The organism is Tolypothrix sp. PCC 7712, from assembly GCF_025860405.1.
In the GTDB taxonomy this organism is placed as follows: Bacteria; Cyanobacteriota; Cyanobacteriia; order Cyanobacteriales; family Nostocaceae; genus Aulosira; species Aulosira diplosiphon.
This window is the reverse complement of the sequence record NZ_CP063785.1, coordinates 4,283,301-4,308,644: the sequence shown is the minus strand read 5'-3', so window position 1 is coordinate 4,308,644 and position 25,344 is coordinate 4,283,301. Positions and strand designations below refer to the sequence as shown.

General features: G+C 39.8%; 15 protein-coding genes. 8 read left to right on the top strand and 7 right to left on the bottom strand.

Annotation, left to right across the window (positions count from 1 at the left end; genetic code table 11):
• The first annotated feature begins 19 nt into the window (after nucleotides 1–19).
• From HGR01_RS17865 to HGR01_RS17845, 5 genes are all read left to right on the top strand, one after another.
• Nucleotides 20–466, top strand: a complete 447-nt coding sequence (locus HGR01_RS17865) for a Spy/CpxP family protein refolding chaperone (protein WP_045867396.1) — start codon at nucleotides 20–22, stop codon at nucleotides 464–466.
• 37 nt (nucleotides 467–503) lie between these two features.
• Complete coding sequence (locus tag HGR01_RS17860; protein WP_052335103.1) at nucleotides 504–2,030, top strand: DUF1800 domain-containing protein; 1,527 nt, start codon at nucleotides 504–506, stop codon at nucleotides 2,028–2,030.
• Nucleotides 2,031–2,240: 210 nt separating this feature from the next.
• On the top strand, nucleotides 2,241–3,467 hold the full coding sequence (locus HGR01_RS17855; RefSeq protein ID WP_045867395.1) for a DUF1501 domain-containing protein: 1,227 nt from the start codon (nucleotides 2,241–2,243) through the stop codon (nucleotides 3,465–3,467).
• A 342-nt stretch (nucleotides 3,468–3,809) separates the two neighbouring features.
• Nucleotides 3,810–5,540 carry a protein kinase domain-containing protein gene (locus tag HGR01_RS17850; protein ID WP_063749800.1) on the top strand — a complete coding sequence of 577 codons (1,731 nt, stop codon included), beginning with the start codon at nucleotides 3,810–3,812 and terminating at the stop codon, nucleotides 5,538–5,540.
• 17 nt (nucleotides 5,541–5,557) lie between these two features.
• Nucleotides 5,558–6,997 (top strand): serine/threonine protein kinase, encoded by a 1,440-nt coding sequence (locus HGR01_RS17845; protein ID WP_045867394.1) that lies wholly within the window; start codon nucleotides 5,558–5,560, stop codon nucleotides 6,995–6,997.
• A 342-nt stretch (nucleotides 6,998–7,339) separates the two neighbouring features.
• On the opposite strand, the gene HGR01_RS17840 is transcribed toward HGR01_RS17845, so the two are convergent.
• Nucleotides 7,340–7,543, bottom strand: coding sequence for a hypothetical protein (locus tag HGR01_RS17840; RefSeq protein WP_045867393.1), 204 nt, complete (start codon nucleotides 7,541–7,543; stop codon nucleotides 7,340–7,342).
• Nucleotides 7,544–7,789: 246 nt separating this feature from the next.
• Here HGR01_RS17840 and HGR01_RS17835 point away from each other — a divergent pair, with 246 nt between their 5' ends.
• The 3 genes from HGR01_RS17835 (at nucleotide 7,790) to HGR01_RS17825 (ending at nucleotide 19,152) form a co-directional block, all read left to right on the top strand.
• Nucleotides 7,790–7,936: a helix-turn-helix domain-containing protein gene (locus tag HGR01_RS17835; protein WP_210403053.1), complete on the top strand. Its 147-nt coding sequence runs from the start codon at nucleotides 7,790–7,792 to the stop codon at nucleotides 7,934–7,936.
• A 258-nt stretch (nucleotides 7,937–8,194) separates the two neighbouring features.
• Nucleotides 8,195–13,552: an aminotransferase class V-fold PLP-dependent enzyme gene (locus HGR01_RS17830; protein WP_210403052.1), complete on the top strand. Its 5,358-nt coding sequence runs from the start codon at nucleotides 8,195–8,197 to the stop codon at nucleotides 13,550–13,552.
• A gap of 224 nt (nucleotides 13,553–13,776) precedes the next feature.
• Nucleotides 13,777–19,152: a type I polyketide synthase gene (locus HGR01_RS17825; RefSeq protein WP_045867392.1), complete on the top strand. Its 5,376-nt coding sequence runs from the start codon at nucleotides 13,777–13,779 to the stop codon at nucleotides 19,150–19,152.
• Between the two features lie 703 nt (nucleotides 19,153–19,855).
• On the opposite strand, the gene HGR01_RS17820 is transcribed toward HGR01_RS17825, so the two are convergent.
• The 6 genes from HGR01_RS17820 to HGR01_RS17795 all read right to left on the bottom strand — a co-directional run bounded on the left by HGR01_RS17820 (nucleotide 19,856) and on the right by HGR01_RS17795 (nucleotide 25,323).
• The gene (locus HGR01_RS17820; protein ID WP_264267030.1) at nucleotides 19,856–21,019 is read right to left on the bottom strand and encodes a fatty acid desaturase; all 1,164 of its coding nucleotides are present in this window, start codon (nucleotides 21,017–21,019) and stop codon (nucleotides 19,856–19,858) included.
• Between the two features lie 388 nt (nucleotides 21,020–21,407).
• Nucleotides 21,408–21,692, bottom strand: coding sequence for a 2Fe-2S iron-sulfur cluster-binding protein (locus HGR01_RS17815; RefSeq protein WP_045867391.1), 285 nt, complete (start codon nucleotides 21,690–21,692; stop codon nucleotides 21,408–21,410).
• 154 nt (nucleotides 21,693–21,846) lie between these two features.
• Nucleotides 21,847–22,038 (bottom strand): hypothetical protein, encoded by a 192-nt coding sequence (locus HGR01_RS17810; RefSeq protein WP_045867390.1) that lies wholly within the window; start codon nucleotides 22,036–22,038, stop codon nucleotides 21,847–21,849.
• Between the two features lie 91 nt (nucleotides 22,039–22,129).
• Nucleotides 22,130–23,305: a hypothetical protein gene (locus HGR01_RS17805; RefSeq protein WP_045867389.1), complete on the bottom strand. Its 1,176-nt coding sequence runs from the start codon at nucleotides 23,303–23,305 to the stop codon at nucleotides 22,130–22,132.
• Nucleotides 23,306–23,368: 63 nt separating this feature from the next.
• Nucleotides 23,369–24,277 (bottom strand): hypothetical protein, encoded by a 909-nt coding sequence (locus HGR01_RS17800; RefSeq protein WP_045867388.1) that lies wholly within the window; start codon nucleotides 24,275–24,277, stop codon nucleotides 23,369–23,371.
• A gap of 38 nt (nucleotides 24,278–24,315) precedes the next feature.
• Entirely contained in the window at nucleotides 24,316–25,323 is a 1,008-nt protein-coding gene (locus HGR01_RS17795) for an aromatic ring-hydroxylating oxygenase subunit alpha (protein ID WP_045867387.1), read from the bottom strand.
• Nucleotides 25,324–25,344 lie beyond the last annotated feature (21 nt).

Below are 25,344 nucleotides of genomic sequence, written 5' to 3'. Positions count from 1 at the left end.
ATTTTAGGAGATAAATTCTATGTCTTTACGTCGTTTGTCTCTGATTACAGCGATAATTATTGCACTTAGTGGTGCTAGTGCTTTTGCTCAAGCAAGGGGTTCATTTTTCGGAGAAAATTTAGCTCAAAATTCTACAAATTTATCAAAACCGCGTCGTCCCCAATCAGGTTGGCTTCAGGAGTTGAATTTAACATCTGCACAAGTCCAACAAATGAAGCAAATTCGGAGTCAATCCCAAAGTCAAATTAAGCCCAAAAGACAAGCGGTGCAGCAAGCGCAGCAAGAATTACGCAATTTATTGGCAGGAACAGCCTCTAAACAACAAGTGCTAACAAAATACAACCAACTGAAAGTCCTCAAGCAACAACTAGCTGATGCTCAGTTTGAAAATACCTTGGCAATTCGCGAGATTTTAACTGTAGAGCAAAGACAGAAGTTTGCTGAACATTTATACAAGTCAAAATAACAATTCTTTTATCTTGCAATTAATTAAAAATAGTCCTATGACTGCAAAACCAAGATTCTTTGTGATGTCGCTGTTAATTTTACTCGTTGGGGTTACGCCTAGTAATGCAGCGCCACAATCTGTTGATCCCAAAGTTTTACATATAATTAACCGCTTGAGTTTTGGGCCTCGCCCTGGAGATGTGCAACGGGTAGAGTCTATTGGTGTAGAACGCTATATTAAAGAGCAACTTTCACCTGAAAGTATCCCGGAATCATCCAGTCTGGAAAATCAACTAGCACAACTAAAAACTCTCAGCTTAAAGCCAATGCAACTATTGGCTGATGGTGTAACCACGCCAAAATCCAGCCCAGAAATCAAGAAAGCTGCACAACAAAAAGCCAGAGGTGTGCTTCAAGAAGCAATTCAAGCCAGATTATTACGGGCGACTAATAGTCCTAGACAACTGCAAGAAGTCATGGTGGACTTTTGGTACAACCATTTTAATGTGGATGCTGCCAAGGGACGCACTCGCCTTTTAGTAGGAGCCTACGAACAGCAAGCCATTAGACCCTATGCGCTGGGGCGCTTCCGTGACTTGTTAGGTGCAACCGCACATCATCCGGCTATGCTGTATTATCTAGATAATTGGCAAAATACTGCCCCTCATAGCCCTGGCGCTCGTGGTAGATTTCAGGGTTTAAATGAGAACTATGCCCGTGAGTTAATGGAATTACACACTCTCGGCGTAGATGGTGGCTATACCCAGCAAGATGTGATCGCTTTGGCAAAGATTTTGACGGGTTGGGGAATTGCTCGTCCCAATCAGCAAAATAGTCATAGTTTTGGATTTTACTTTGACCCCAAACGCCACGATTCTAGCGACAAAGTTTTTCTCAAAACCACTATTAAAGGCGGTGGTGAAGCAGAAGGAGAACAAGCCTTAGATATTTTAGCGCGTAGCCCCGCTACAGCCCGTCATCTTAGCTACGAACTAGCTCAGTATTTTGTCAGCGATCGCCCACCCACAACTTTAGTAGATCGTCTAACACAGCGCTATCTTGCTACTGATGGAAATATTCGCGATGTCCTCGATACTTTATTTCACAGTTCTGAATTTTGGGACAGTAAAAACTTTAATGCCAAGTTTAAAACACCCTATCAGTATGCTATCTCTGCAGTGCGAGCTACAGGGGTGGAAGTTAACAACACAAAACCAATATTTAATTTACTTCAACAGTTAGATATGCCTGTTTATGGTTGTCCAACTCCAGATGGCTATAAAAACACAGAAACAGCATGGTTGAATCCTGATGCAATGACTCGCCGTCTTAACTTTGCCACTGCGATCGCTAGTGGTAGATTACCGCTCTCAAGTTTACCAACTCCGATAAATGTAGGTAACAATGTCTCAGGAGTAACTCTGCCAGTAGCTAAGGTCAAACCATCTCCCATAGATAGCTTACAACTCACGAGTACATTAGGTAATTCTTTATCTCCTCAAACCCAAAGTGCGATCGCCTCTAGTCCGCGACAACTCCACGCAGCTTTAATCTTAGGTAGTCCGGAATTTATGCGTCGTTAATCTCAAAATCTCAAGCTTGCAGGAGACTTAAGGACAATTTTGTGAGTTAGATGTACAAAGATTATCTTTACTGACTGATTTCACAGTCTTAATAACTCGACAATTGCAGTTCGGAACCCAAAACTTCCACCTCAGAACTCGACAATTCTCGTTTCAAACAGAAATCTTCTACCTCAGAACTTGGTGCTTAATCCACAAAACCAAAATTATATGAAAAGACGCAACTTTCTCTTGCAAGCAGGAATGTTTTCCGCCTCAGCCATAGCCGCCATAGGAACTAATGCTTGGGTTGCTAGATCTGCTAGCAAGAATAACAATCAAAAACGCTTGATTGTGATTTTTCTCCGTGGCGCAGTTGATGGCTTAAGCGTGGTGGTTCCCTACTCAGAGACAGCTTATTATCAAGCAAGACCAAAAATTGCTATCCCCCAACCAGGAAAACCAGGAGGAGTTCTAGATTTAGATGGAAATTTTGGCTTACATCCAGCCTTAAGTTCCTTGATGCCTCTCTGGGAACAGGGTAATCTGGCATTTGTCCATGCTTGTGGTTCTCCCGATCCCACCCGCTCCCACTTTGATGCTCAATATTATATGGAAAGCGGCATTCCTGGGACAAAGAAGACTGGGGATGGTTGGATGAATCGTTTATTAGCTACTATTTCCCACAAAACACCCATCCAAGCAGTGAATGTCGGAGAAACAATTCCACAGATTTTGCATGGTCAAATGTCGGTAGCCAGTTTACCATCAGGGAGAAGAGGAAATAATTCTCTGTTACTAGATCGCCCACAGATAGGTGCAGCATTTGACAGACTTTATGGCGGTCATGATCGTTTAAGCCAAACTTATCAAGAAGGACGGATGGCGCATCAAGCCATCATGAAAGATTTGGATGCGGAAATGAAGATGGCAAATAATGGCGCGCCATTACCAGATGCTTTTGCTAGAAATGCTCAACGGTTAGCCCAACTGATGGTTAAAGATTCTCAAGTTGAGTTAGGGTTTATGGCTGTGGGTGGTTGGGATACCCATGTGAATCAAGGTGGTAGTCAAGGACAATTAGCCCAAAGATTGAAAAAATTAGCAGAGGGTTTAGCTGTGATGGTAAAAACCCTAGGGCCAATTTACCAAAATACAGCAATTTTAGTGATGTCTGAATTTGGCCGCACAGTACAAGAAAATGGTAACGGTGGCACCGATCACGGACATGGGAATGTAATGTGGGTGATGGGTGGCAAAGTGCGCGGTGGTAAAGTTTATGGTGAATGGCCTGGATTAGCAACAGCCCAACTTTACCAGAATAGAGACTTAGCGATCGCTACCGATTTTCGAGATGTAATTTCTGGGGTTTTACAACGTCACTTACAGCTTGATCAAACAACACTAAATCATGTTTTCCCTAGTTATATCCCAGATCAGAAAATCATCTTGATTTAACAGGTGGAGTTCATATGTCAATACTCCGGACAGTTTTGAGTTGAACCAATCGACAAGAAAGCTATCGATCCATTAGGGTGCTGATTAGAAGAAACAAGCACTCCTTACGATAGCTATATGGAAATTGTACAAAGCCTACTGGAAAAAATGGGCAGTTTGGGTAAACCTGGAGTGAAGGTGATGACCGAGACAATTTTGGATTTTAGATTTTAGATTTTAGATTTAATCTAAAATCTAAAATCTAAAATCTCTTCGGTCAAGCTGGACGCAAGCTACTGGAATTTACTCAACCCAAGGTGTAGCATAAATCATCAACACCGCTATGCCAACTGTGTAAATCCTATGGAACTGCTGCATCAACCAGAAGATATTGTTGCCGAGCGATACCGTATCATCAAAATTTTGGGGGAAGGTGGTAGCGGTACTACATACTTAGCTCTTGATACAGATAGCCATCAGTTGGTAGCATTGAAAGCCTTATCACTGCATCGGTTGAATGATTGGAAGCTGATGGAGTTGTTTGAACGAGAGGCGAAAATTCTCGCACAACTCCATCATCAGGCAATTCCCAGTTATCTAGGCTATTTTCACACAGAGACTACATTAGAGCATTGTTTCTACATAGTCCAAGCACAAGCGCCAGGAAAATCTTTAGCAGCCTTAATTGCTGATGGTTGGCGCACTACAGAAGAAGAAGTTAGATATATAGCCACGCAAATCTTAGAAATTCTCGTCTATCTCCACTCCCTCAATCCCGTTGTGATCCATCGGGACATCAAACCCCAAAATATTATCCGCCGTGATGATGGAAAGGTTTACTTAGTAGATTTTGGTGCAGTACAGAATACCTATTATAATACCTTTATGCGTGGTAGTACGGTAGTAGGAACATATGGTTATATGGCTCCAGAGCAGTTTCGGGGGCAAGCTGTACCTGCTACTGATTTGTATGGTTTGGGAGCAACGATACTTTTCTTACTAACGCACCGTTCTCCGGCTGATTTGCCAATGGAACGGCTGAAGATTGACTTTCGTCACCATGTGCAGATTAGTGATGAATTTGCTGACTGGTTAGAGAAAATGTTAGAGCCGGATGTGGAAGAACGTTTTAGTTCTGCTGTTGAAGCTTTAGCAGCTTTAAGTGGTGAGCAGGCGATCGCTGCTAAGGCCAGCACTCCTATATCTTGGAAAACCATCGCTGGAGTAGGAGCAACTATTGCTACATCGACAATGGCGATCGCTCTGCTGAATGCTCACAAATGGCTAATCTTGGGTATGTTTGGAATTATACCACTTTCTAATATATGTGAAAATATTGATACTATCAAAGACTATTATCACCAAGTACATAATGCCAATGCTTTAGTGATGGAGTCATCGCCGAATGGTGACAATGAGCGGATGTCTTTGTTAGTATGCACAATTCGTCGTTATAACCTTGAGGGAACGAAATTTTTAATCACTCAAGGTGCGGATGTGAAACTTCCAGATCGTCAGGGTAATACACCCTTACACCTACTATTTCTTGATCCATTCAATCCATATATTCCGAGAGATAACTACCAAATAGCCGAAATGTTAATTGCTAAAGGTGCAGATATTAACCTCCAGAATCAAGAAGGTAAAACCCCTCTACAATTAGCAGTGCAAAACTCCCAACTGCAAATCATCAAACTACTGCTCAAATCAGGTGGAGATATCAATCAGCGCGATCGCAGTGGTGCAACTTTACTACATTTAGCCATATCTAAAACTAATCAGTCAGTCTATGGCAGAGTTAACACAGACCCTCAACTTATCCAACAGCTAATTAAAGGGGGAGTGAATATCAACGCCACAGATAATCAAGGCAGAACTCCACTGCATCAAGCAGTATTAAGTTACAGTTACGAAACAACAACTATCGAACAATTGCTGAAACAGGGCGCAAATGTCAACGCTGAGGATAAAGATGGTAACACACCATTGCAATTGATCTCTAAAAAGTATATTGGCGATCCAAAAGATAAAAAACTCTCTTCAGAGAATCAGGCGATCGCCGACATTTTGAAAAAGAACGGCGCGAAGGAGTAACCAGAAATCAAGCATCTATGGAATTAATACATCAACCAGGAGACATAATTCAACAACGCTACCGCATCTTAGAAATTTTGGGACAAGGTGGGGTAGGTATTACGTATGCAGCCGAAGATTTAGAGAGTGGCGATGGCTTCTCTGCGAGACGCTACGCGAACGCCGGTTCGCAAAGCGACCATCGCGTGGCGCTGAAAGCTTTGTCATTCCGGCGGATGAGTGACTGGAAAAAAATAGAATTGTTTGAAAGAGAAGCAAAAATTCTCTCCCAACTCTATCATCTAGCAATTCCTCGCTATCTAGATTATTTTCAAGTAGACACAGGCTCTGACAGATTCTTTTATATTGCTCAACAACTTGCGCCAGGTAAATCTCTAGCCACATTAATAGAAAATGGTTGGAAACCCCAAGAAAAGCAAGTTCGACACATCGCCATACAAGTTTTAGAAATTCTGATTTACTTACAATCCCTCAAACCCCCAGTTATTCACCGCGATATTAAGCCTCAGAATATTATCCTCAACTTTTCCCCAACAGCAAAAGATCAGGGAGATATATTTTTAGTAGATTTTGGTGCAGTACAAGATACCTATCACAATACAGTCACAGGTGGCAGCACAGTAGTAGGAACCTATGGCTATATGGCTCCTGAACAGTTTCGCGGACAAGCTGTGTTAGCAACAGATTTATATGGCTTGGGAACTACACTACTTTTCTTGCTGACTGGAAAATCCCCAGCAGATTTACCACAGCGCCATCTCAAAATAGATTTCCGTCCCCATGTTCGCATTTCCCCAGATTTTGCTAACTGGTTGGACATTATCCTGGAGCCAGTCAGTGATGACAGATTTCTCTCAGCCAATTTAGCCTTAGCTGTATTGCGAGGAGAAAAACAGATTCCAGATGTTATATCCCATTTGTCTTTAACAAGATCCCAGCGACCAAAAAACAGTTCTATTATCTTCCATAAAACCGAAGCAGAATTAACTATAGAAATTCCTCCCGAGCAATTACGTCACTATACTAGTTGGTTGATTCCTATTATTCTCTTGCTAGGAAATGGATTATTTTTACTCACTTTCTGGGTATTAATTTTTGAATACTTATCTGTTTTTAATCTATTTGGATTTCTTTTTATCTGCCTTTTCTTCTACATATATTTATTCTTGCTTTTGCCAAGGATTGCCGATTATGTACTCAGTCCCATCTCAAAAACTAGAATTAAAATTAACCAAAATGGATTTTACTTAAAGCGGTGGTTATTAGTTTGGTCTTTTCAAAATTGTCATGAGTATGTATTAGACATTAAGGATATTATTGCCAAACCGATGCAGCCAATTACGGTTTCAGTATTTAATCAAACACTCCGAAAATATCGCTTTGCTTCATTATTAAGCACATCTGAAAAAAAATGGATAGTTTGGGAAATTAGGGCATTTTTAGATAAATTATCTTGAATTAACCCTCTTTGCTATTTAGCCAAGATATGTGTAATTTTAAGCAAGATGGTCTTACCGTCAGGCTTATCGCTCTGTTCTTCTATTTGTTTCAACGCCATTTAATTTGTTACTGTCCAACTTGGAACTTTTCAAACATCCTCTTCCAGAGAGCGGCCCCATCACCCCATATTTTATTACTAGGATTCCCAAACTAAGGGGGTACATAGCTTGCCACCTTTGGCATCGCTCTTACTCTTAGTACAAGTACCGCAGTATTACTATTTTTTCCTCGCTTGAATTTTATGGAGGCGATGCCAAAGGCTGCAAGCTATGCATTCTTCTCCCTATTCTGTCTTTCAATCAAATCAGAGAATCTGCTATTTCTTGAAGCCTTTTAAGCAACTTCTCTTTTTTGTAAGCCAATTTAAAATGATTAATTGCGTTCAAAAAGTGTTGTTTGACATGCTTGACATAAGCTGTCATAACATCAGCTACTTGTTGATTTTGATATCCCAATAAATATTTTATTACTTCACTATCCTCAACCCCACGCAAGTTGTGCATTAATTGATTATGCAGGTCATCGTGTCATCGTCTTTTGCATAGTAATTAGACAAGTAGAGATTACATGAAAAAATATCACCTGAGAAATCCCTCCTTCTGTGTAATACGCGATTGATTTTTTCGATAAAAAGAGAGTCTTTTTTACGAGTTTCGTATATCAACGGATTACCAGTCAGCTTTTCCGTGAATAAGATGTAGCAAATAATATATAACACCTGTTACGCCATGTGATGAACTATGAACTAGATGACGGCTAAAAAACCTTTGGTAATAAATCAACCAGAAGTTGGTAAGCTCATTCGTGAACTCCGTATCTTGACCGGACTAACACAAGAACAGTTTGCAGCATCTCTGGGCGTTACGGGATGGAATTATGGGCAGATTAGGTTCTGAGTCTGATTGCGCTCAAACCCCATAAACGGTTCTATTTTCAGCGTAGTTTCTATGCCCTATCCCTTATGCAGCAAGCTTTATCAGTAGGTTGTCACCCTCAGAGGGCATCAGGTCGCTCCACCGCTCTGCTGCCTGAGTAGAACCAAATTGAGGTTGTGTCCAATGTAATCTTTGATTGTCACTTTACTTAGCTCAACCACAACAACAATTAGAATTGCAGGTTATTTAATCAACGTTCCTAAACAAGAAAGCTTCTATATGGATACCCAAAAGTTAAGTGAAATCTCTCAGTCTCAAATAAAGAGATGTGATCAGATCGTTGCAACATCTGAAATTATCCCTTTAAGTGAAGCACAAAAGCAACTGTGGATTTTGTGCCAACTAGGAACCGAAGGTTCTATTAAATACAATAAATCTATTAGCTTGCAATTGCATGGTTTGTTGAATTTCTCAGCGATGGAGCGGGCAATCCAGAAAGTTGTAAATCGCCATGAGGCTATGCGAACCACTATCAGCCAAGAAGACGATTCTCAGCGAATCCAGCCTTCTTTAAAGGTAGATGTTCCTTTAGTCGATTTCTCCAACATTGGTCTTGTTGAACGTGATTCAAAAGTAGCTGAATGGCTTCGTAAACAGAGCCGGGAACCTTTTGATTTTACTCAGGGGCCTCTTTTCCGTTTTTATCTTCTCCGGCTAGAAGAACAGTTGCATTTTCTGGTGATGACTACTCATCACATTATTATTGATGATTGGTCAGTGAGTTTAATTTTACAAGAATTAAGCGCTTTGTATTCATCAGAGTGTCAGGGTATTGATTGCACACTCGATTCACCTTTGCAATTCAGGGAATACATAGAGTTGCAAACTCAAGCTTTCAACACTGAAGATATGGTAGGCCATGAATCTTACTGGTTGGAACAATTTGCTGAATCAATCCCTGTTTTAGATATACCAACTGACTGGACTCGTCCTTCCATCAAGACCTATAACGGTAGTAAAGAAACTGTCAAGCTAGATGCTAACCTTTGTTCTCAAATCAAAAAGGTTAGTCAGGAAAAAGGTTATACCTTGTTTATGATACTGTTCTCAGCATACACGGTGCTGTTACATCGACTGACAGATCAAGATGACATTTTGGTAGGTATTCCTACGGCAGGGCGATCGCTTAAAGGTAGTGAGAATCTTGTGGGCTACTGTTCAAACACATTACTTATACGTAGCCATATTGTTGGAGAGCCAAAATTTTCAGATTATCTCAAAACTATCAACAAGAAATTGTCAGATGCTTACGAACATCAAGATTATCCTTTTGCCAAATTAATCAACAAACTGAATTTCAACCGTAGCTCCCCTCTTGTCACAACAACATTTAATTTAGACCAACCTCTTAAAGCACAGTTCTTTGAATTAAAGACCAGTTTATTCCCTCAACCGTTCAGTTTTACTAATTACGATCTTCATTGTAATGTCATAGAAACAGAAGATGAGTTGGTATTAGATTGTTTTTATAACACTGATTTGTTTGCTCCAGAAACAATCAAGCGATGGCTGGGACATTTTGAATGTTTGCTGCAAGCAATTGTTGTTAATCCAGATCAATATCTGACAAAATTACCTTTGCTGACTGATTCACAATGTCATCAATTGTTGGTGGAATGGAATGATACTAAGTGTGATTATGCCGCAGATAAATGTATTCATCAGTTGTTTGAAGATCAAACAGAGAAAACACCAGATGCTGTAGCGGTGATGTTTGAAAACCAGATGTTAACGTATCGGCAGTTAAATCAAAAAGCAAACCAACTAGCACATTACTTGCAAAGCCTGGGTGTGAAACAAGAGGTGCTGGTAGGTATTTGTTTACAGCCTTCTATAGATCTGGTCGTAGGACTGCTGGGGATACTCAAAGCTGGTGGTGCTTATGTGCCATTAGACCCGGAATATCCTCAAGAACGGTTGAGTTATATGTTGGCAGATGCGAATGTTAAGGTACTGTTGATTCAGGGCAATCTGACCGTAAATATTCCCCCTCAACACGCCCATATAGTCTATCTGGACAGGGATAGGGATGCCATTGGTAGGGAAAGTGTTGAAAATCTGGAAAATAAAACCATACTGGATGACCTAGCATACGCAATCTATACGTCCGGTTCTACTGGAAAACCCAAAGCTGTCCTCGGCAAAATTCGTGGCATTATCAATCGTTTGCATTGGATGTGGGAAACCCTACCATTTGCGGCAGATGAGATTTGTGTACAGAAAACCTCCATTAATTTCGTCGATCATGTAGCAGAAATATTTTCTCCTCTTCTGAAAGGGATTCCACTCGTGATTGTGCCAAATCACATCCGAGCAGACATTCCCCAACTAATGAGCCTGTTAAGTGAGCAAAAAATTACTAGAATTGTGCTCGTGCCATCGCTGCTCAAAGCGATGCTAGAAAATACGCCTCAACAACTCACACAACTTCGATACCTCAAATATGTCTTTTGCAGTGGTGAAGCCCTGCCTTTAACCTTAGCTAAAGCATTTCACCAGAAAATCAACTCTGCTAGGTTGTTCAATCTTTACGGCTCTTCAGAAGTTGCTGCTGATGTTACCTGCTTTGAAGTCAATCCGTGGGAGACGCGCCAAAGAATACTGCAATATTTTAAACCTGAAGTTGTTCATGGTGCAACCAAAAACTCAGTGTTTGGGGTTCAACAACAGCCTTTTACGAAGCCTGGCGTGAGTCCAGAAATACTAGCGACAAAGTTTCAACGGAGTGAGTTACCGTTGCAGCCTTTAACAGTTGACGACTATTACGATAAATTTTCCCAAGAGGTGCTTCCATATACGATCAATACGGGGACTCCTACATTTATTGGGCATATGACATCTGCCTTGCCCGATTTTATGCATGATATGAGTAAGATGATTTCGCGATTGAACCAAAATTTGGTTAAAATTGAGACATCAAAATCTTTAATATTTTTGGAGCGGGAAGCGATCGCTATATTGCATCGCCTGCTCTATCGCTTTTCAGATGAATTTTATCAAGAAAATATTCAACATAAAAGTCGAAATCTAGGAATTATCACAACTGGTGGAACCACTGCCAATATTACTGCATTATTGTGTGCAAGAAATTCCAGATTATTAAGGCAAGAAAATTCCGATGATTTATCAACAGAAAGTCTTTACAAGGTTTTGCATCAGAAAGGATATAACGATATCGTTATCATTGGCTCTCGGCTGATGCATTACTCTTTTAATAAAGCAGGTTCAATGTTGGGTCTGGGGACAGACAATATTATTTTCATTGACAGTAATGATAACGCCAAGCTAGATATTAATCATCTCAAAGAAAAAATTTACGAATGTAGGAGAAATAAGCTTTACATCCTGGCAATCGTAGGTATTGCTGGCACAACAGAAACTGGTGAAATTGATCCATTATCTGAACTAGCCGATATTGCTCGGGAATTCGGTATTCATTTTCATGTGGATGCTGCTTGGGGTGGTGCAACGATATTTTCTGAAAAACATAAAGGAAAATTGAAAGGCATCAACAAAGCTGATTCTATAACTATTTGTGGGCATAAACAGTTATACCTACCGCAGGGGATTAGTGTTTGTCTGTTTAAAGATCCGCAAATGTTAAGATTTGCCGAAACCACAGCCCGTTATCAGTCTCAGCGAGATACTTTCGATATGGGACGATTCACGATTGAGGGGTCACGTTCGGCACTGTCGTTATGCTTACACGGAGCACTTCATATTATCGGTAAAAGAGGATATGAAATTCTGATTGACAATAGCATAGAGAAGGCGCAATATTTTGCCAGACTTATTCAACTATTAGAACCATTTGAACTCATAATGGAACCAGTGTTGAATATTGTTAATTATCGCTACATTCCCGAAGATTTAAGAACCAAAGCCCTACAAAAAGCCTTACTCGATGACGATATCCACAGAATCAATCAACTCAATACACAGATACAAAGAGAACAATTTGAACAAGGACAAACCTTTGTATCTAAGACCATTCTGATGGACACTTCTTCTGGTAAAGCTCAAGAAATTGTTGTATTTCGGGCGGTTTTATGTAATCCGAATACCACCGCCGCAGACTTACACAGTGTTCTTGAGGATCAACTAAGAATTGCAAATCAAATTGAAGCAAAAAGTCAAGAAAAATTTGATGATCTAAAAAATATTCCGGTAAAAAGAATTGGCTCAAGCGATACGGAAGCTGCCGCACTCCTAAAAACAATACATCTGCAGTTAGCAGCGGCTCCAAAAGCTGATTTTTTTGCAGACATAGAAGAATATCTGCAAAAAAATATAGTTTCCATAGGAAAACCGATTGCAAACACGCAAATTTATATCCTGGACAAGTATGGTAATCCTCAGCCGCAAGGTATCACAGGTGAACTATATGTAGGCGGAGATGGGGTAGCGGCAGGGTATTTAAATCTACCTGAGTTAACGCAGCAAAAGTTTATCCTTAACCAGTTTACGAAAAGCAACAACAACAGTAAAACAGCAGCAGAAGAAAGATTGTTCAGGACTGGGGATCTTGCCCGCTGGCTGCCGAATGGAAATATTGAATTTGTAGGGCGTATTGATCACCAAGTGAAAATTCGTGGTTTCCGCATCGAACTCGAAGAAATTGAAGCGGTACTTCATCAACATCCTGATGTGGAAGAAGCAGTGGTCATAGCCAGAGAAGATATTCCAGGGGATAAACGTTTAGTTGCCTATTTTGTTTCTAAAATAATTCCCGATCGCCTACCTTATCAGACTGAGGGGTCTTTGGTTTTTGATGATCAAACCTGGGCAATTCAGACTGAAGATATCTCACAAAATGGTGTTGGTTTAACTTTCACTTCTGCTAACCCACCAGAAATTTCTTCAGGACAGCAGATTACCCTGAATCTAAGATTGCCTGGTGAGGAAGAAAATTCTTCCCTGACAGGAATCGTTATATGGTGGCGTAGTCCACAAGCAGGGATCTCCTTTCAACTCACAGCGCCCCAACTTCAACAGATTCGTCAAAGTGTGAAGCATCTTTTAGAAAAGCAGGAATTGTTGAAAATTTTACAGCGTACAATCACACGCAACCTGCTTTCTTTCCTGAAGACCAAACTCCCCGACTATATGCTGCCTTCCTCTTTTGTCCTGTTGGAAGCAATGCCCCTAACTCCTAACGGCAAAGTTGATCGCCGTGCTTTACCTGCACCTGAAATTGGGCGATCGCAAATAGAAACGGCTTATGTCAAACCTCAAAATGAAATCGAAAATATAATTGCTAGAGTTTGGCAAGATACTCTTCAAATTGACAAGGTAGGAATTCACGACAATTTCTTTGATTTAGGAGGTCACTCCTTATTGATGGCTCAAGTAAGTCAGAAATTGTTAGAAGCATTAGAGCAAAAAATCTCAATTGTTCAATTATTTCAATTTCCCACAATTCATAGTTTAGCCGAACATCTCAGTCCCTCCTTAAATCAAGGTCAAGTTCAGAGTTTAGTTTCTAAGTCTAATACGAGCAAAGAACGGGCTTCAAAACGTCTCAACCGTCGAGAGGAAAACGATCAACAGCGCCAAAGACGCAAAAACCATGATTAACATTAAGAGAATTCCACAAAAAAGATAATCCAATCTTGTGAGATGGGCATCCTGCCCAATCTTGTGGTGCAGGCAAGATATCTGCACCACAACAAATTTTGGGATATTTTTTTATTTAGAAATCTCTAACAAGAGTGTGGATATTTTGAGGAGACAATTTTAATTCTGAAAAAGCCGCAACCAATTAACAAAAAAATTGATTGTAATTCTAGGAAAGTATCAACATGATTGCATTTAATCTATCGGATTCCACTAATAAATCAGCAATTGCCATTATTGGCATGGCAGGACGTTTTCCTGGAGCCAAAAATGTAACAGAATTTTGGCAAAATCTGCGGAATGGAGTAGAGTCAATTTCTTTTTTGTCTGATGAAGAATTGCGTTCAGTAGGAGTAGAAACCAGCCTATTAAATGACACTAACTATGTCAAAGCTGCTCCAGTTTTACCTGATGTTGAAAATTTTGATGCCTCTTTCTTTGGTTATAGTGCCAGAGAATCTACAATAATTGATCCGCAACAGAGAATATTTCTAGAATGTGCCTGGGAAGCGTTAGAAAATGCCGGCTATAAAACAACAGATGACTTTTCTATTGGGATTTATGGTGGCTCAGGAATAAGTACATACTTACTCAACAACATCAATAATAAAGAGTTTAATGCAGGTCGTTTATGGGATTCAGTTCAATACATACCAGTAGCAATTGGAAATGGGACAGATTTTTTAACCACAAGAGTTGCTTACAAATTGAACTTAAAAGGGCCGGCTGTTAATGTACAAACTGCCTGTTCTACTTCTCTTGTTGCTGTTCATACAGCCTGTCAAAGTTTGTTAAATGGTGAATGTGACATTGCTCTAGCAGGTGCCGTTTCAGTTTTAGTCCCTCAAAAAATAGGATATTTATATCAAGAAGGGTTAATGTTATCCCCCGATGGACATTGCCGTGCTTTTGATGCCGAAGGAAAAGGAACAATTTTTGGCGATGGCGTTGGTATTGTTGTCCTCAAAATGTTAACAGAGGCATTAGCTGATGGAGACTATATTCATGCCGTTATTAAAGGTTCTGCTATTAATAATGATGGTAGTTTTAAAGTTAGCTTCACTGCTCCTAGTGTTGATGGTCAAGCAGCAGTTATTACCGAAGCTCAGGAAGTAGCAGATATTGATCCAGAAACAATTACTTATATTGAAGCACATGGTACTGGAACGCCTTTAGGTGACCCTATTGAAATTGCGGCTCTCACTCAAGCTTTTCGAGCCAATACCGAGAAGAAAGGGTATTGTGCCATTGGTTCGGTGAAGACAAATATTGGACATATAGTTTCAGCAGCAGGAATTGCTGGTTTGATTAAAACTGTTTTGGCACTGAAACATCAACAGATTCCTCCTAGTCTTCATTTTCAAAAGCCTAATCCTGAGATTGATTTTGAAAACAGTCCATTTTACGTTAATACCAAGTTGACGGAATGGGAAAGAAACGACAGTCCTCGTCGTGCAGGTGTGAGTTCTTTTGGCTTTGGTGGTACTAATGCTCATGTAGTATTAGAAGAATGGGAACAACCTCCCTTAACTCCCCCCAATCAAGGTAAGGAAAAGCAGCAATTACTCTTGCTTTCTGCGAAGACTCCTTCAGCTTTAGACAATGTAACTATCAATTTAGCTAATCATTTAAAACAGCATCCCGAAGTTAATTTAGCGGATGTTGCTTATACCTTAACTGTAGGACGCACAGCTTTTAATTATCGGCGTATTGCTGTTGTTGCTGATGGCAAAGAAGCTGTTAATACTTTAAATAATCTTGCGCCAAAACAAGTTTTAACCAATTCTGGAGATGTCAAATCTCGCTCTGTGGTATTCATGTTTTCAGGACAAGGTTCGCAGTATGTCAATATGGCAAAGGAACTTTATAAAACTGAAGTCTATTTCCAAGAACAAGTTGATCGGTGCTGTGAGCTTCTGAAATCTCATTTAGACTTTGACTTACGAGACATTCTCTATCCCCATGAAGACCAAATCGAAATTGCTACAGAGAAACTAACACAAACTGCAATTACCCAACCAGCATTATTTATCATTGAATACGCCTTAGCTCAATTATGGATGCACTGGGGAATAAAACCCGTAGCCATGATTGGTCATAGTGTTGGAGAATATGTGGCAGCAACATTAGCCGGAATCTTCAGCTTAGAAGATGCTTTGAGCTTAGTTACCATACGGGGGCAACTAATGCAGTCAATGCCATCAGGTTCAATGTTAGCCGTTCCCCTACCTGAAGACGAAGTACAACCACTATTAGAGGAAACTTCTCTCCAAATTGCTGTTATTAATAGCCCTTCTAATTGCGTCGTTTCAGGAACAACACTAGCCATAGAAGCATTTGCCAAACAGTTAGAAGAAAAAGGCATCGAAGGTCGTTTACTGCATACTTCTCACGCCTTCCATTCGCAAATGATGGAAGATATTTTAGAACCTTTTACAGAAAAGGTAAAACAAATTCGCCTCAACGCTCCTACAATTCCTTTTGTTTCCAATGTAACTGGAACTTGGATAACAGTTGAAGAAGCTACTAACCCCAGCTATTATGCTCAACATTTGCGTCAAGCAGTGCGCTTTGCTGATGGGGTAAAACAATTCTTTGATAACCCAGACCAAATTTTATTAGAAGTAGGCCCAGGACGCACATTAAGCACCTTAGCCAAACGCCATCCAGATAAACCAAAAGAGCAAATTAGCCTCACTTCAGTTCGTCATCCTCAAGATGAATACTCTGATGTTAGTTTCATCCTCAATAATCTGGGTCAAATGTGGTTAGCTGGGTTAGAAGTTAATTGGTCAGTATTTTATGGAGAACGGGAAAATTATCGTGTTCCCTTACCTACCTATCCCTTTGAACGCAAACGTTATTGGATTGAACCCTCAAAACAAAGCACAGAACCTCAACGAGATAAAGAGAAAAAACCAGATATTGCAGATTGGTTCTATGTTCCTACATGGAAACAGTCTATTAAAGTTGCTAATTCTCAACAATTAACCTCGTCTCAATCACCCATACTTGTATTTGTTGATGAATGTGGGTTGAGTTCTCAATTAGTTGCAAAATTAGAAAGTCAGAAAATAGAAGTAATTCAGGTAGCAATTGGGGAAAAATTTAATCAGTTAGATAGTCATCTCTACAGTATTAATCCCTCTGAATCCCAAGATTATCAAGCCTTGATTCAAGAACTTGTCAGAATAAAAAAAACGCCTCAAGCTGTACTACATCTGTGGAATGTAACAGCTAATAGTCAAGTATCTTTCACTATTGAATCAGTAGAAAAACAGCAAAATTTAGGATTTTATAGTCTTATTTATCTCGCTCAGGCATTGGGAGAAAAAAATGTAACTGATGAGATGAAAATGTTAGTTATTTCTAATCATTTACAAAATGTCAATGGCGAAGAAATACTTTGCCCAGAAAAAGCAACTATCATCGGGCCTGTTCGCGTCATTTCTCAAGAATATCCTCATATTCACTGTACTAGTGTAGATGTGGTATTGCCTCCTGGTGGTAGTAATAGTGAACAAAAGTTAATTGCACAATTACTGAGTGAAATACCCAAAAAATCCGCAGATAATATCATTGCCTATCGGGGGAATCATCGCTGGATACAAACTTTTGAAGCTGCACAATTGCCATCTTCTTCACAAACACCCCAATTTAAAGCTAAAGGTATTTATCTGATTACCGGAGGAACAGGAGGAATTGGACTGGTACTGGCAACGAATTTAGCGAAAACAGTCCAAGCTAAACTAATTTTAACCGGACGTACAGCTTTACCAGAGCGTGAGCAGTGGCCACAATGGTTAGCTGAACATGATGCAGCAGATAGCACCAGTGACAAAATTAGGAAAGTGCAGGAATTAGAAGCACTCGGGGCTGAAGTTTTAGTAGTGAAAGCTGATGTAGCTAATCTACAACAAATGGAGAGAGCGATCGCTACTGCTCAAAATCACTTTGGTAAAATTAATGGAGTTATCCATGCTGCTGGTCTTCCTGGTGGTGGTATCATCCAGATGAAAACCAGAGAAATCACCGATCAGGTTCTTGCGCCTAAAGTTCAAGGAACAGTAGTAATAGATACCATCTTTAAAAATTCTCAACTTGATTTTGTCATTCTCTGCTCATCCATAACATCTATCATCGGTAACTTTGGACAGGTAGACTATACAGCAGCCAACGCTTTCTTAGATGCTTATGCTCAATATCAAACTGCCCAGGACAGACTAACTACCAGCATCAACTGGGATACTTGGCAGGAAGTCGGTATGGCTGTGAACACAGTAGACTTAAGAAAAAACAAATCTAGCGACATCATTAATTTTGACCTAGCCATTCTTCCCCAAGAAGGAATAGAGGTTTTTAATCGCATTAGTCAAAGTGGATTATCTCAAGTTGCAGTATCAACTTATGAGTTTCTACCCAGAATTAAAGAAATTCTTTTAGTAGTAGAATCTAACGATTCAGCCGAATCTTCAAATCTAACTACTGGACACAATCAAGTATCTCAATCTCCACAAAGTCAGATTGACCAAATTATTACCCAAGTCTGGCAAGAAATGCTAGGCATTGACAAAATAGGGATGCACGATAATTTCTTTGATTTAGGTGGTGATTCCCTCGTTGCAATACAACTTATTGCTAAATTAAACAAGAAATTGAACGTCAAGCTTTCCTTAAATTCCTTGTTAAATGCTGCCACTATCGAAGGATTGGCTGAGTTAGTTTCACCATCATCTCCAGCTTTACAAAAAGAACTTCCTTCCTGCTTAATTAAATTCCATAGTGGCAGCGATCTGAAAAAACCCTTATTCTTAGTCCATCCTGTTGGCGGGACAGCTTTTGTTTTCCGAGATTTGGCTAATCATCTCGATCCTGAGCAGCCTGTTTACGGAATACAAGTACCCGAAGTGGATAGTAAACCTCGAACTTTTAACACTATTGAGGAAATGGCTACCCACTATGTTGACGCAGTGCGGACAATTCAACCAAAAGGACCCTATTATATTGGCGGAATGTCCTTAGGAGGTATTATTGCTTATGAAATGGCACAACAACTGACAAAAGAAGGGGAAAAAATTGAATTACTAACCTTGTTTGATACGCCTATCAGTGGTGAACTACCAACACATATCAACTCAGACTTAGAAATAATGGCATACTGGTTGGATATGGACAAAAAGTCAGATGAAGGAATTTCCTTAAAGATTTTACAAAATCTTGAACCTAATGAGCAATTACGATATTTTTGGGAGCGATCGCGCATCGCTAAGTCTATGGTGCCACAAGGCGATTTAACCATGTTTCGCAATTTTCTCGATCTGTTTATTTCACTGATGCGATTGGGAAACAATTATGTTCCAACTACTTATCAAGGAAAAGTAATTTTCTTTATTGCTGAAGATGATGATGGTTTTACTCCTTACCATCCTGAAAAAGATTGGTTAGAGTTAGCAGAAATAGTAACCGAAGAAGTACCCGGAAATCACATGACGATGATGTATCCGCCTCATGTTGAAGTTTTCGCTCAAAAGCTACGATACTACTTGGCATCACCGTATTAAAATGCTATTCAGTAAAATTAGCACGTAAGGAGAAATACGGTATGCTCAAATGATCTGAAATAACTAATGCTCGCTCGTATTTTTTGAAGATTTCGTATTCAATCGAGTCCTTTTAAGAGAACCACACTCAACTATCTCCAAACAGTTTATTCTCCATAACTTAATCCTATAGAGCGAGTTTGGGAGTATCTTAAGCAAGATTTAAAATGGGAACTTTTCGATAACTTAGAGAATTTACGCGCTCAAGTTGCTCAACTTCTTGCCCAACTGACCCCAGATATTGCTGCTTAGTGTGACTGGCTATGATTTCCGGAGTGGATGCCCTATCTATCTGTCGCAAACATTTTTTGAATTGGTATAACTGGATATTTTAGCAATACCTACGGCACACTACGTGAACGCTCGTTTTTTATCCAACTTCAAAAAATCGCGTTGCTCCCAGCAAAAGTCAGAAGAACTACTTGATTGAAGCCCCAGATTATTCGCGATATTTACTCGCGAATAATCTTTATTTTTTTATTTTTGCCAAATTGGGATGCTCCCGTCGTTTGAAACAACGGTATTGTTTACGAAAAAGATAAGGTTCAAAGCCGTACTTCGTCCCGCTACGCTAACGCCTCTTGTGGACGATAGCTTCCTCGCTTCCTTGGTAGAAACCCCACCCGCAAGTGGCGTGGTTTTTCTCCTCTGCTCAAGAGCTTTTTCACGCCTGGTTGGCTCTCTCTAGGTCGATGGATTGTGCAGCTTGACGAAACGATGCTATCGATGTAAGGCGATTGGAGGGGCAATCCCACAGAATGTATTTGAAGCAATCAGGAATATCTACCATTCGCAGCCTTTTTGCACTCCTAAGCAGGTGAATATTTTGATTGTGGCAAGCTTGGAGGTTGTAATTGGGGATTCTGTCACAAAGATGATGAATGTTATGGTAGCCGATATCGGCGGAAAACCACTTTAAAACGGCGGGTAACTCCAGATAACTGCTGCCCTTAATTGCTCCTTCGAGATAGTCCCACCCTTCAGTTTTGTGGGCGTAAGAGCCATCAAAGTTGTGCTGAACAAAGAAGACGCAGATGAGGATGGCCCCAGCACAAGTTAGCGTGATTGAGTAAACGCTCACGAAAAAACCAAATCCCAGTAAATACCCCAGAAAAATCCAGCTGCCGACTACACAAATGTTGTTGAACAACAGATGCCAAAACTCAGCCGCAGTGTACCAATTTCTAGACTTATGAGAGGAGATGATTCGAGGTAAATCCATAGAAGGATCTTGCTGCAAGCAAGTCAGTAGATGAGTGATAAAATCATATGTTCCTGCAATCAGGGCGAGTCTTGGCTTAATCGCGACATAGAAAAAACCTCCTGGAAAGATCATCAATGGGTGCCTCAGTAGTTCATAACGCCTTTGGGCAGATGGGCTCAGACGAGCAAACTCCTCAGTAGAGAGTAATGCACTAGGGCCGCGATAGCGTTGCCAATCACCGTTGGTTTTGTGGTGATAGGCATGTCCTCTTGACCACTGATATTGAGGGATCGCGTTGATTACCCCCAGAATAAAACCGATAATTTGATTAACCCTTTTTGAACGAAACAGTGAATAGTGTCCACAATCATGCATTAAAGAAAAACAACGCGCTGAAAACAGCGTCATCAAGACTATAGTAGGCACAAGCAACCAAACACAAATAGCTGCTGCTTTGTGTGCTAAAAACCATAAAAATACATAAGGCACAACCGTATTCAGGATTTGATAAGTTGCCCGCAAATCGCTGCTGTTCATGTAAGGAGTCAGGACAAAATCTGACTTTTTCACTGCGGTTTCCATTAAATAAAACTTTCTCCTAGCGGCTAGTGCAAAATTGAACATTGCAGATTCAATGCAGAACAATATCACAGATCCCATCCTGAAGCTTCAAAAGCGCTTTGGACTTCATCAGAAGAAAAGTTAATATCAATTTACATTGAGGCTGCATAGAAAAGAGCTTCAAGAATAACCCTGTTTTGTCACTCTGGGAAAAGAAAAATCAAAGCCAAATTTTGAACTGTAGATATAACGGGCAATTGAGCGTTTATTTTCTAACACAATGGCTAAAATCATGGTTTTTTGGTAAAAGTCTTATGCTGTAAGCATTCCAGATTATTTTCTCCCGAAAGTGATAAAAGAGGGATTACTACAAAAACCTCCGTTTCAGTCGAGCAGCACAGGAAGCAGGTGAGGTACAGGAGTATATCCGCCTAGCTTATTCATTCTTTATTTAAGCCCTCTTAATCTCTACATTCGCTGTCATGTCTATTTGGCAAGCTAATCGTGCATTTGGATAATTAGGAGCTAATGTTTCCAACATTTCCTGTTCATCGGGTTGAGGAGGAGGAATATCACCAATCACCTCAACTAAGCAAGTTCCACAAATACCAGTTCGACAACCAAACAATACAGGTGAATTCTGAATCGTCAGATGTTCAGATAAATTTTGATGACGTTGCAGAGTCAGGGGAGGGTAATCAGTTCTCGGAAAGGATATCTTACAAAGGTCAGACATATATATAAACAATCAATAAATCGAAGATTTTTTCAAGGAAAGGTTCGCCACTGTCCTTTAAATAAGAAAGATTAGGCACATAATTCGCATTTTGTAGGTACTACGAATCTTAGCAATGCCCAATCTCTTTTATTTACTTGGCTTTATTGTTTAATCAAACATCAACATTTATCTGTTCTATTTGCCTAGCAGCTTTCTCCCACAGCTTTGCTGAATGTTCGTCTTGCCAATGAGTTCTCAAATTTTCTGCTTTTTTGTGGCATAAGCGCTCTAACATTTCTAAAATTGCAGATAATGTCAATTTATCAAGTAATGTTTCTAGAATCTCCATATATTCTTTGTGCATGATATGTACCTCTTGCATGTCCACTGATATATTCTGACAAAAGCTATGTAGATAACTTTTGTTTTATCAAATATATAGATTAAGATTTATTTCAATTTTGATAAGTTTTAAACTTTTGAAAAGCACTTTTTTGAGTTGCTAGATATCGAGCCAGAGAATTAGCTCCCATAATTGACATTTCTCGATTCTGTTGCCAAAGATAATCGAGCTTTTCTACATATACTCTATAAGATGCCATCGCTTCTTGATGGGTTAAAAAACTGCAATGTAAGCCTTCCGATTCTTCGGTAAAACAGCGACGCATCATTTCTTTAGCATCAATATTGCTCATAGAAAAAATTGGCGATCGCAACAATTTATAAATCTTGTCATACAGTGCCGGATCGTACCAGAAAATACCGTTAATCGCCGCCGAAAAGTGAAAGTGATCGCGCTGACAGCCAAGCAATCCTAAATTAGCAACTAGGCTCTCAAATGCCGTTGGTGGAGGGAGGCAGGTAATAACATCGTGAGATATAATTGTCGAACTATTAAAATGAAAGCTTTCATCGAGAAAGTGGTAATAAGAGATTTTTGCAGGAATAGGCGCAGTTTCAGGATGAGGATATTTTTGATAATAATTGCTGAGTTTATGCTGGACTAATTTGCCATTTAGTGTCCGCACTCCTCGGACTGTGAAATACTGACAAGCTAAAAAGATATTATTTGCAGAAATCAATCCAAAGTATTGTAGTTGGATTTTTTTCCACCAAATTTTGAGGGCGTTTGTGTCAGCATAAACCATCGTTTCTGTAAACGGGCCGCGCATGGGGTAAGTAAAGATGAGTTCTCCAAATAATGCTTGCTCAACCTGTTTAGCAATTGTACGAAAAGCGTTGATATGCGCTCTTTCTTGGGATGATTCTAAATCTAAAGTATCGCAGATTAAGCGGAAATCTTCGTGAGCATAAAGTCCGGCTGCACTAGTTTGATTAAAATATATAGTAGCAATTTCGGCTGAGACTATTTGCGAATAGTATGCTACCCAGTAAAGTTGATTTAAAATTATACGCTGATGTGGGCTAGATTGTTCCCATAAAACTGTACCGTAGAGTAGAGAAAATTCTTCGGGATTCCAATATTCGTTTTGGCAATCTTCATAGCGAAAGTTAGCCGTTGCTTCATCCATTAAAGCAGTATGGTCTTGCTGTTTGTTGCGGGTATGATTAATTTGTAATTTACGATAAGTGGTTGGATTGTCTGATAGTTTGGGAATAGTATTTTGCATACAAAAGTTTTTGCACTGTGATGATAAGTATTAATCAGGCTCACGAAAAGAAGAGTGAGAGGTTTAATAGACGCATTGATGAGGTGGGAGTGGTGAAAATGCGCCGCGTTCGTCTAAAGCTTGTACAATGGCTGCTGCGGATGCGCCGCGCATGAGCGATCGCAATATTTCTAATCTGGTTCCACTGTGGGTTTGGGTATCAAGTTGTTCGAGGATTTGGATTTTTTGCGATCGCGTCAGGTGTCCTTTTACTTGCTCAATGGCTGATAGAACGCTTTGCGGCCCGAGTTGTACCATAGATAGAAAGCTGGCTAATATATCGATTGCAGTTGCTTTGCTTGTTGGTGAAACAGGATTGCGGTTAAATAGCATTGTTCCTGTACCATGATGGCGAGATTCTGCTTGGAGAAAGCTTGAGAAAAGTTCGCTTAAAATGGGATAATGACACTCTTTAGACAAGCGGCGATAATGGCTTAATCCCCATCCTTCTAAAACTACTTGCAGCACAAACAACAATACTGTTTTGTCTGCACTTTCCACTACTTCTGCTAATAAGTTCAAAAATGGATCGTTGCTATTAGTAGATGCAATTTCTGGTAAAAAATTAGTGATTTGGCTGAGGTGAGTAGCCTCATCAGCACTAAAAAGTGCATATAGTATTCGTTCTTCCACTGTTTCGGCTAACAATACCATTTTTGCCATATACCCAACGCCTGCTTTCTCAATGAAATAAGATTCTGCTAACAGGCTGCGATTGGTAAGCTGAAGTATGGCAGATTGTTCATCTAAACTCGCTTGTTGAAAAATTTGGACTTGATGCAAATTAAAAAATTCCGCATCCCAATAATCTAATTGTGGCTGTGAAGTATTATCACTTTGATTAGGTAATGCTGCTGTTAATATTCGCCGCAATTTATCATCAGAATTTATATATGGTAAATCGAGTCCAGCAATTTTATATGACAAATCCATATTATTTATCTAGTAAATTACGAATTACGAATTACGAATTATGAATTATTTTCCCAATTCCCCCAGCTTAAAGCCTTTTGCTGATTGACATGCTGAATAAATTGTAGAATTGACTGGTCTGCTTTAATGGGTGTTTTTAAATCAAATTTAATAGTTTGAAATACTTGGGTATCACCTTTAGCAAAGTAATTACCAACCTGCTGCGTTAACCACAACAATATACGATTTAGACTCCATCCTAAAAACCCACTGCGTTTACGAGTTACTAAGATTGTTTGCCCTTCTGTTGTGCCATCTTCTAACATTCGCAAAGCAAAGATAATATAGAAATGTAGAAAATCTGGCCCCAGTGTGACAGTCCCAGTGCTGCCGTACCAATAGCACATACTATATGTAACTTGATTGCGATATAGAGGACGAATCAGGCGAATTAACCAGGAATCATCGCCTCCTCTGGTAGTATTGCTGAAGTTAATCGCATGAGAGTTGAGGTTTTGGGAATCAAAGACAATCTCTAAAGGTAGATTGTGTACTGTATTGAAATGATGAGCATCAATTGCATTAATTAATAAAACATTGGGATGGCAGTTTTTTATAAAATGAGTCCCTAATATATAGTCGCATTCTACATTTTCTAGTTCCGGTACAAAAGGTAATTTACTTGGCTTATCTTCTCCCACCCAAACCCAAATCATGCCATATTTTTCTGCTGTTGACCAAGTTTTAATACATACAGGTAAGGGTTTTCCTAGTGAAGGAACCTCTACACAAATTCCGCGCTCATCGTATTTCCAATTATGAAAAAAGCAGCGAATTCCTTCACCTTCTACTTTCCCTTCTGCGAAATGTGCGCCCATGTGTGGACAATAAGCATCCACCGCTATTACTTGTCCACTAGCTCCGCGATAAATTGCGAGATTTCTACCCAATAATTTTACAGCTTTTACCTTGCCAATCTTTAATTTTTTTGATGGTAATGCCCAATACCATCCCTCAACAAATAGTTGCGGATTGTTAAAAATAGAGGTTGGGCTAGTAGAATGCATATAATGATTTGAATTAGAAAA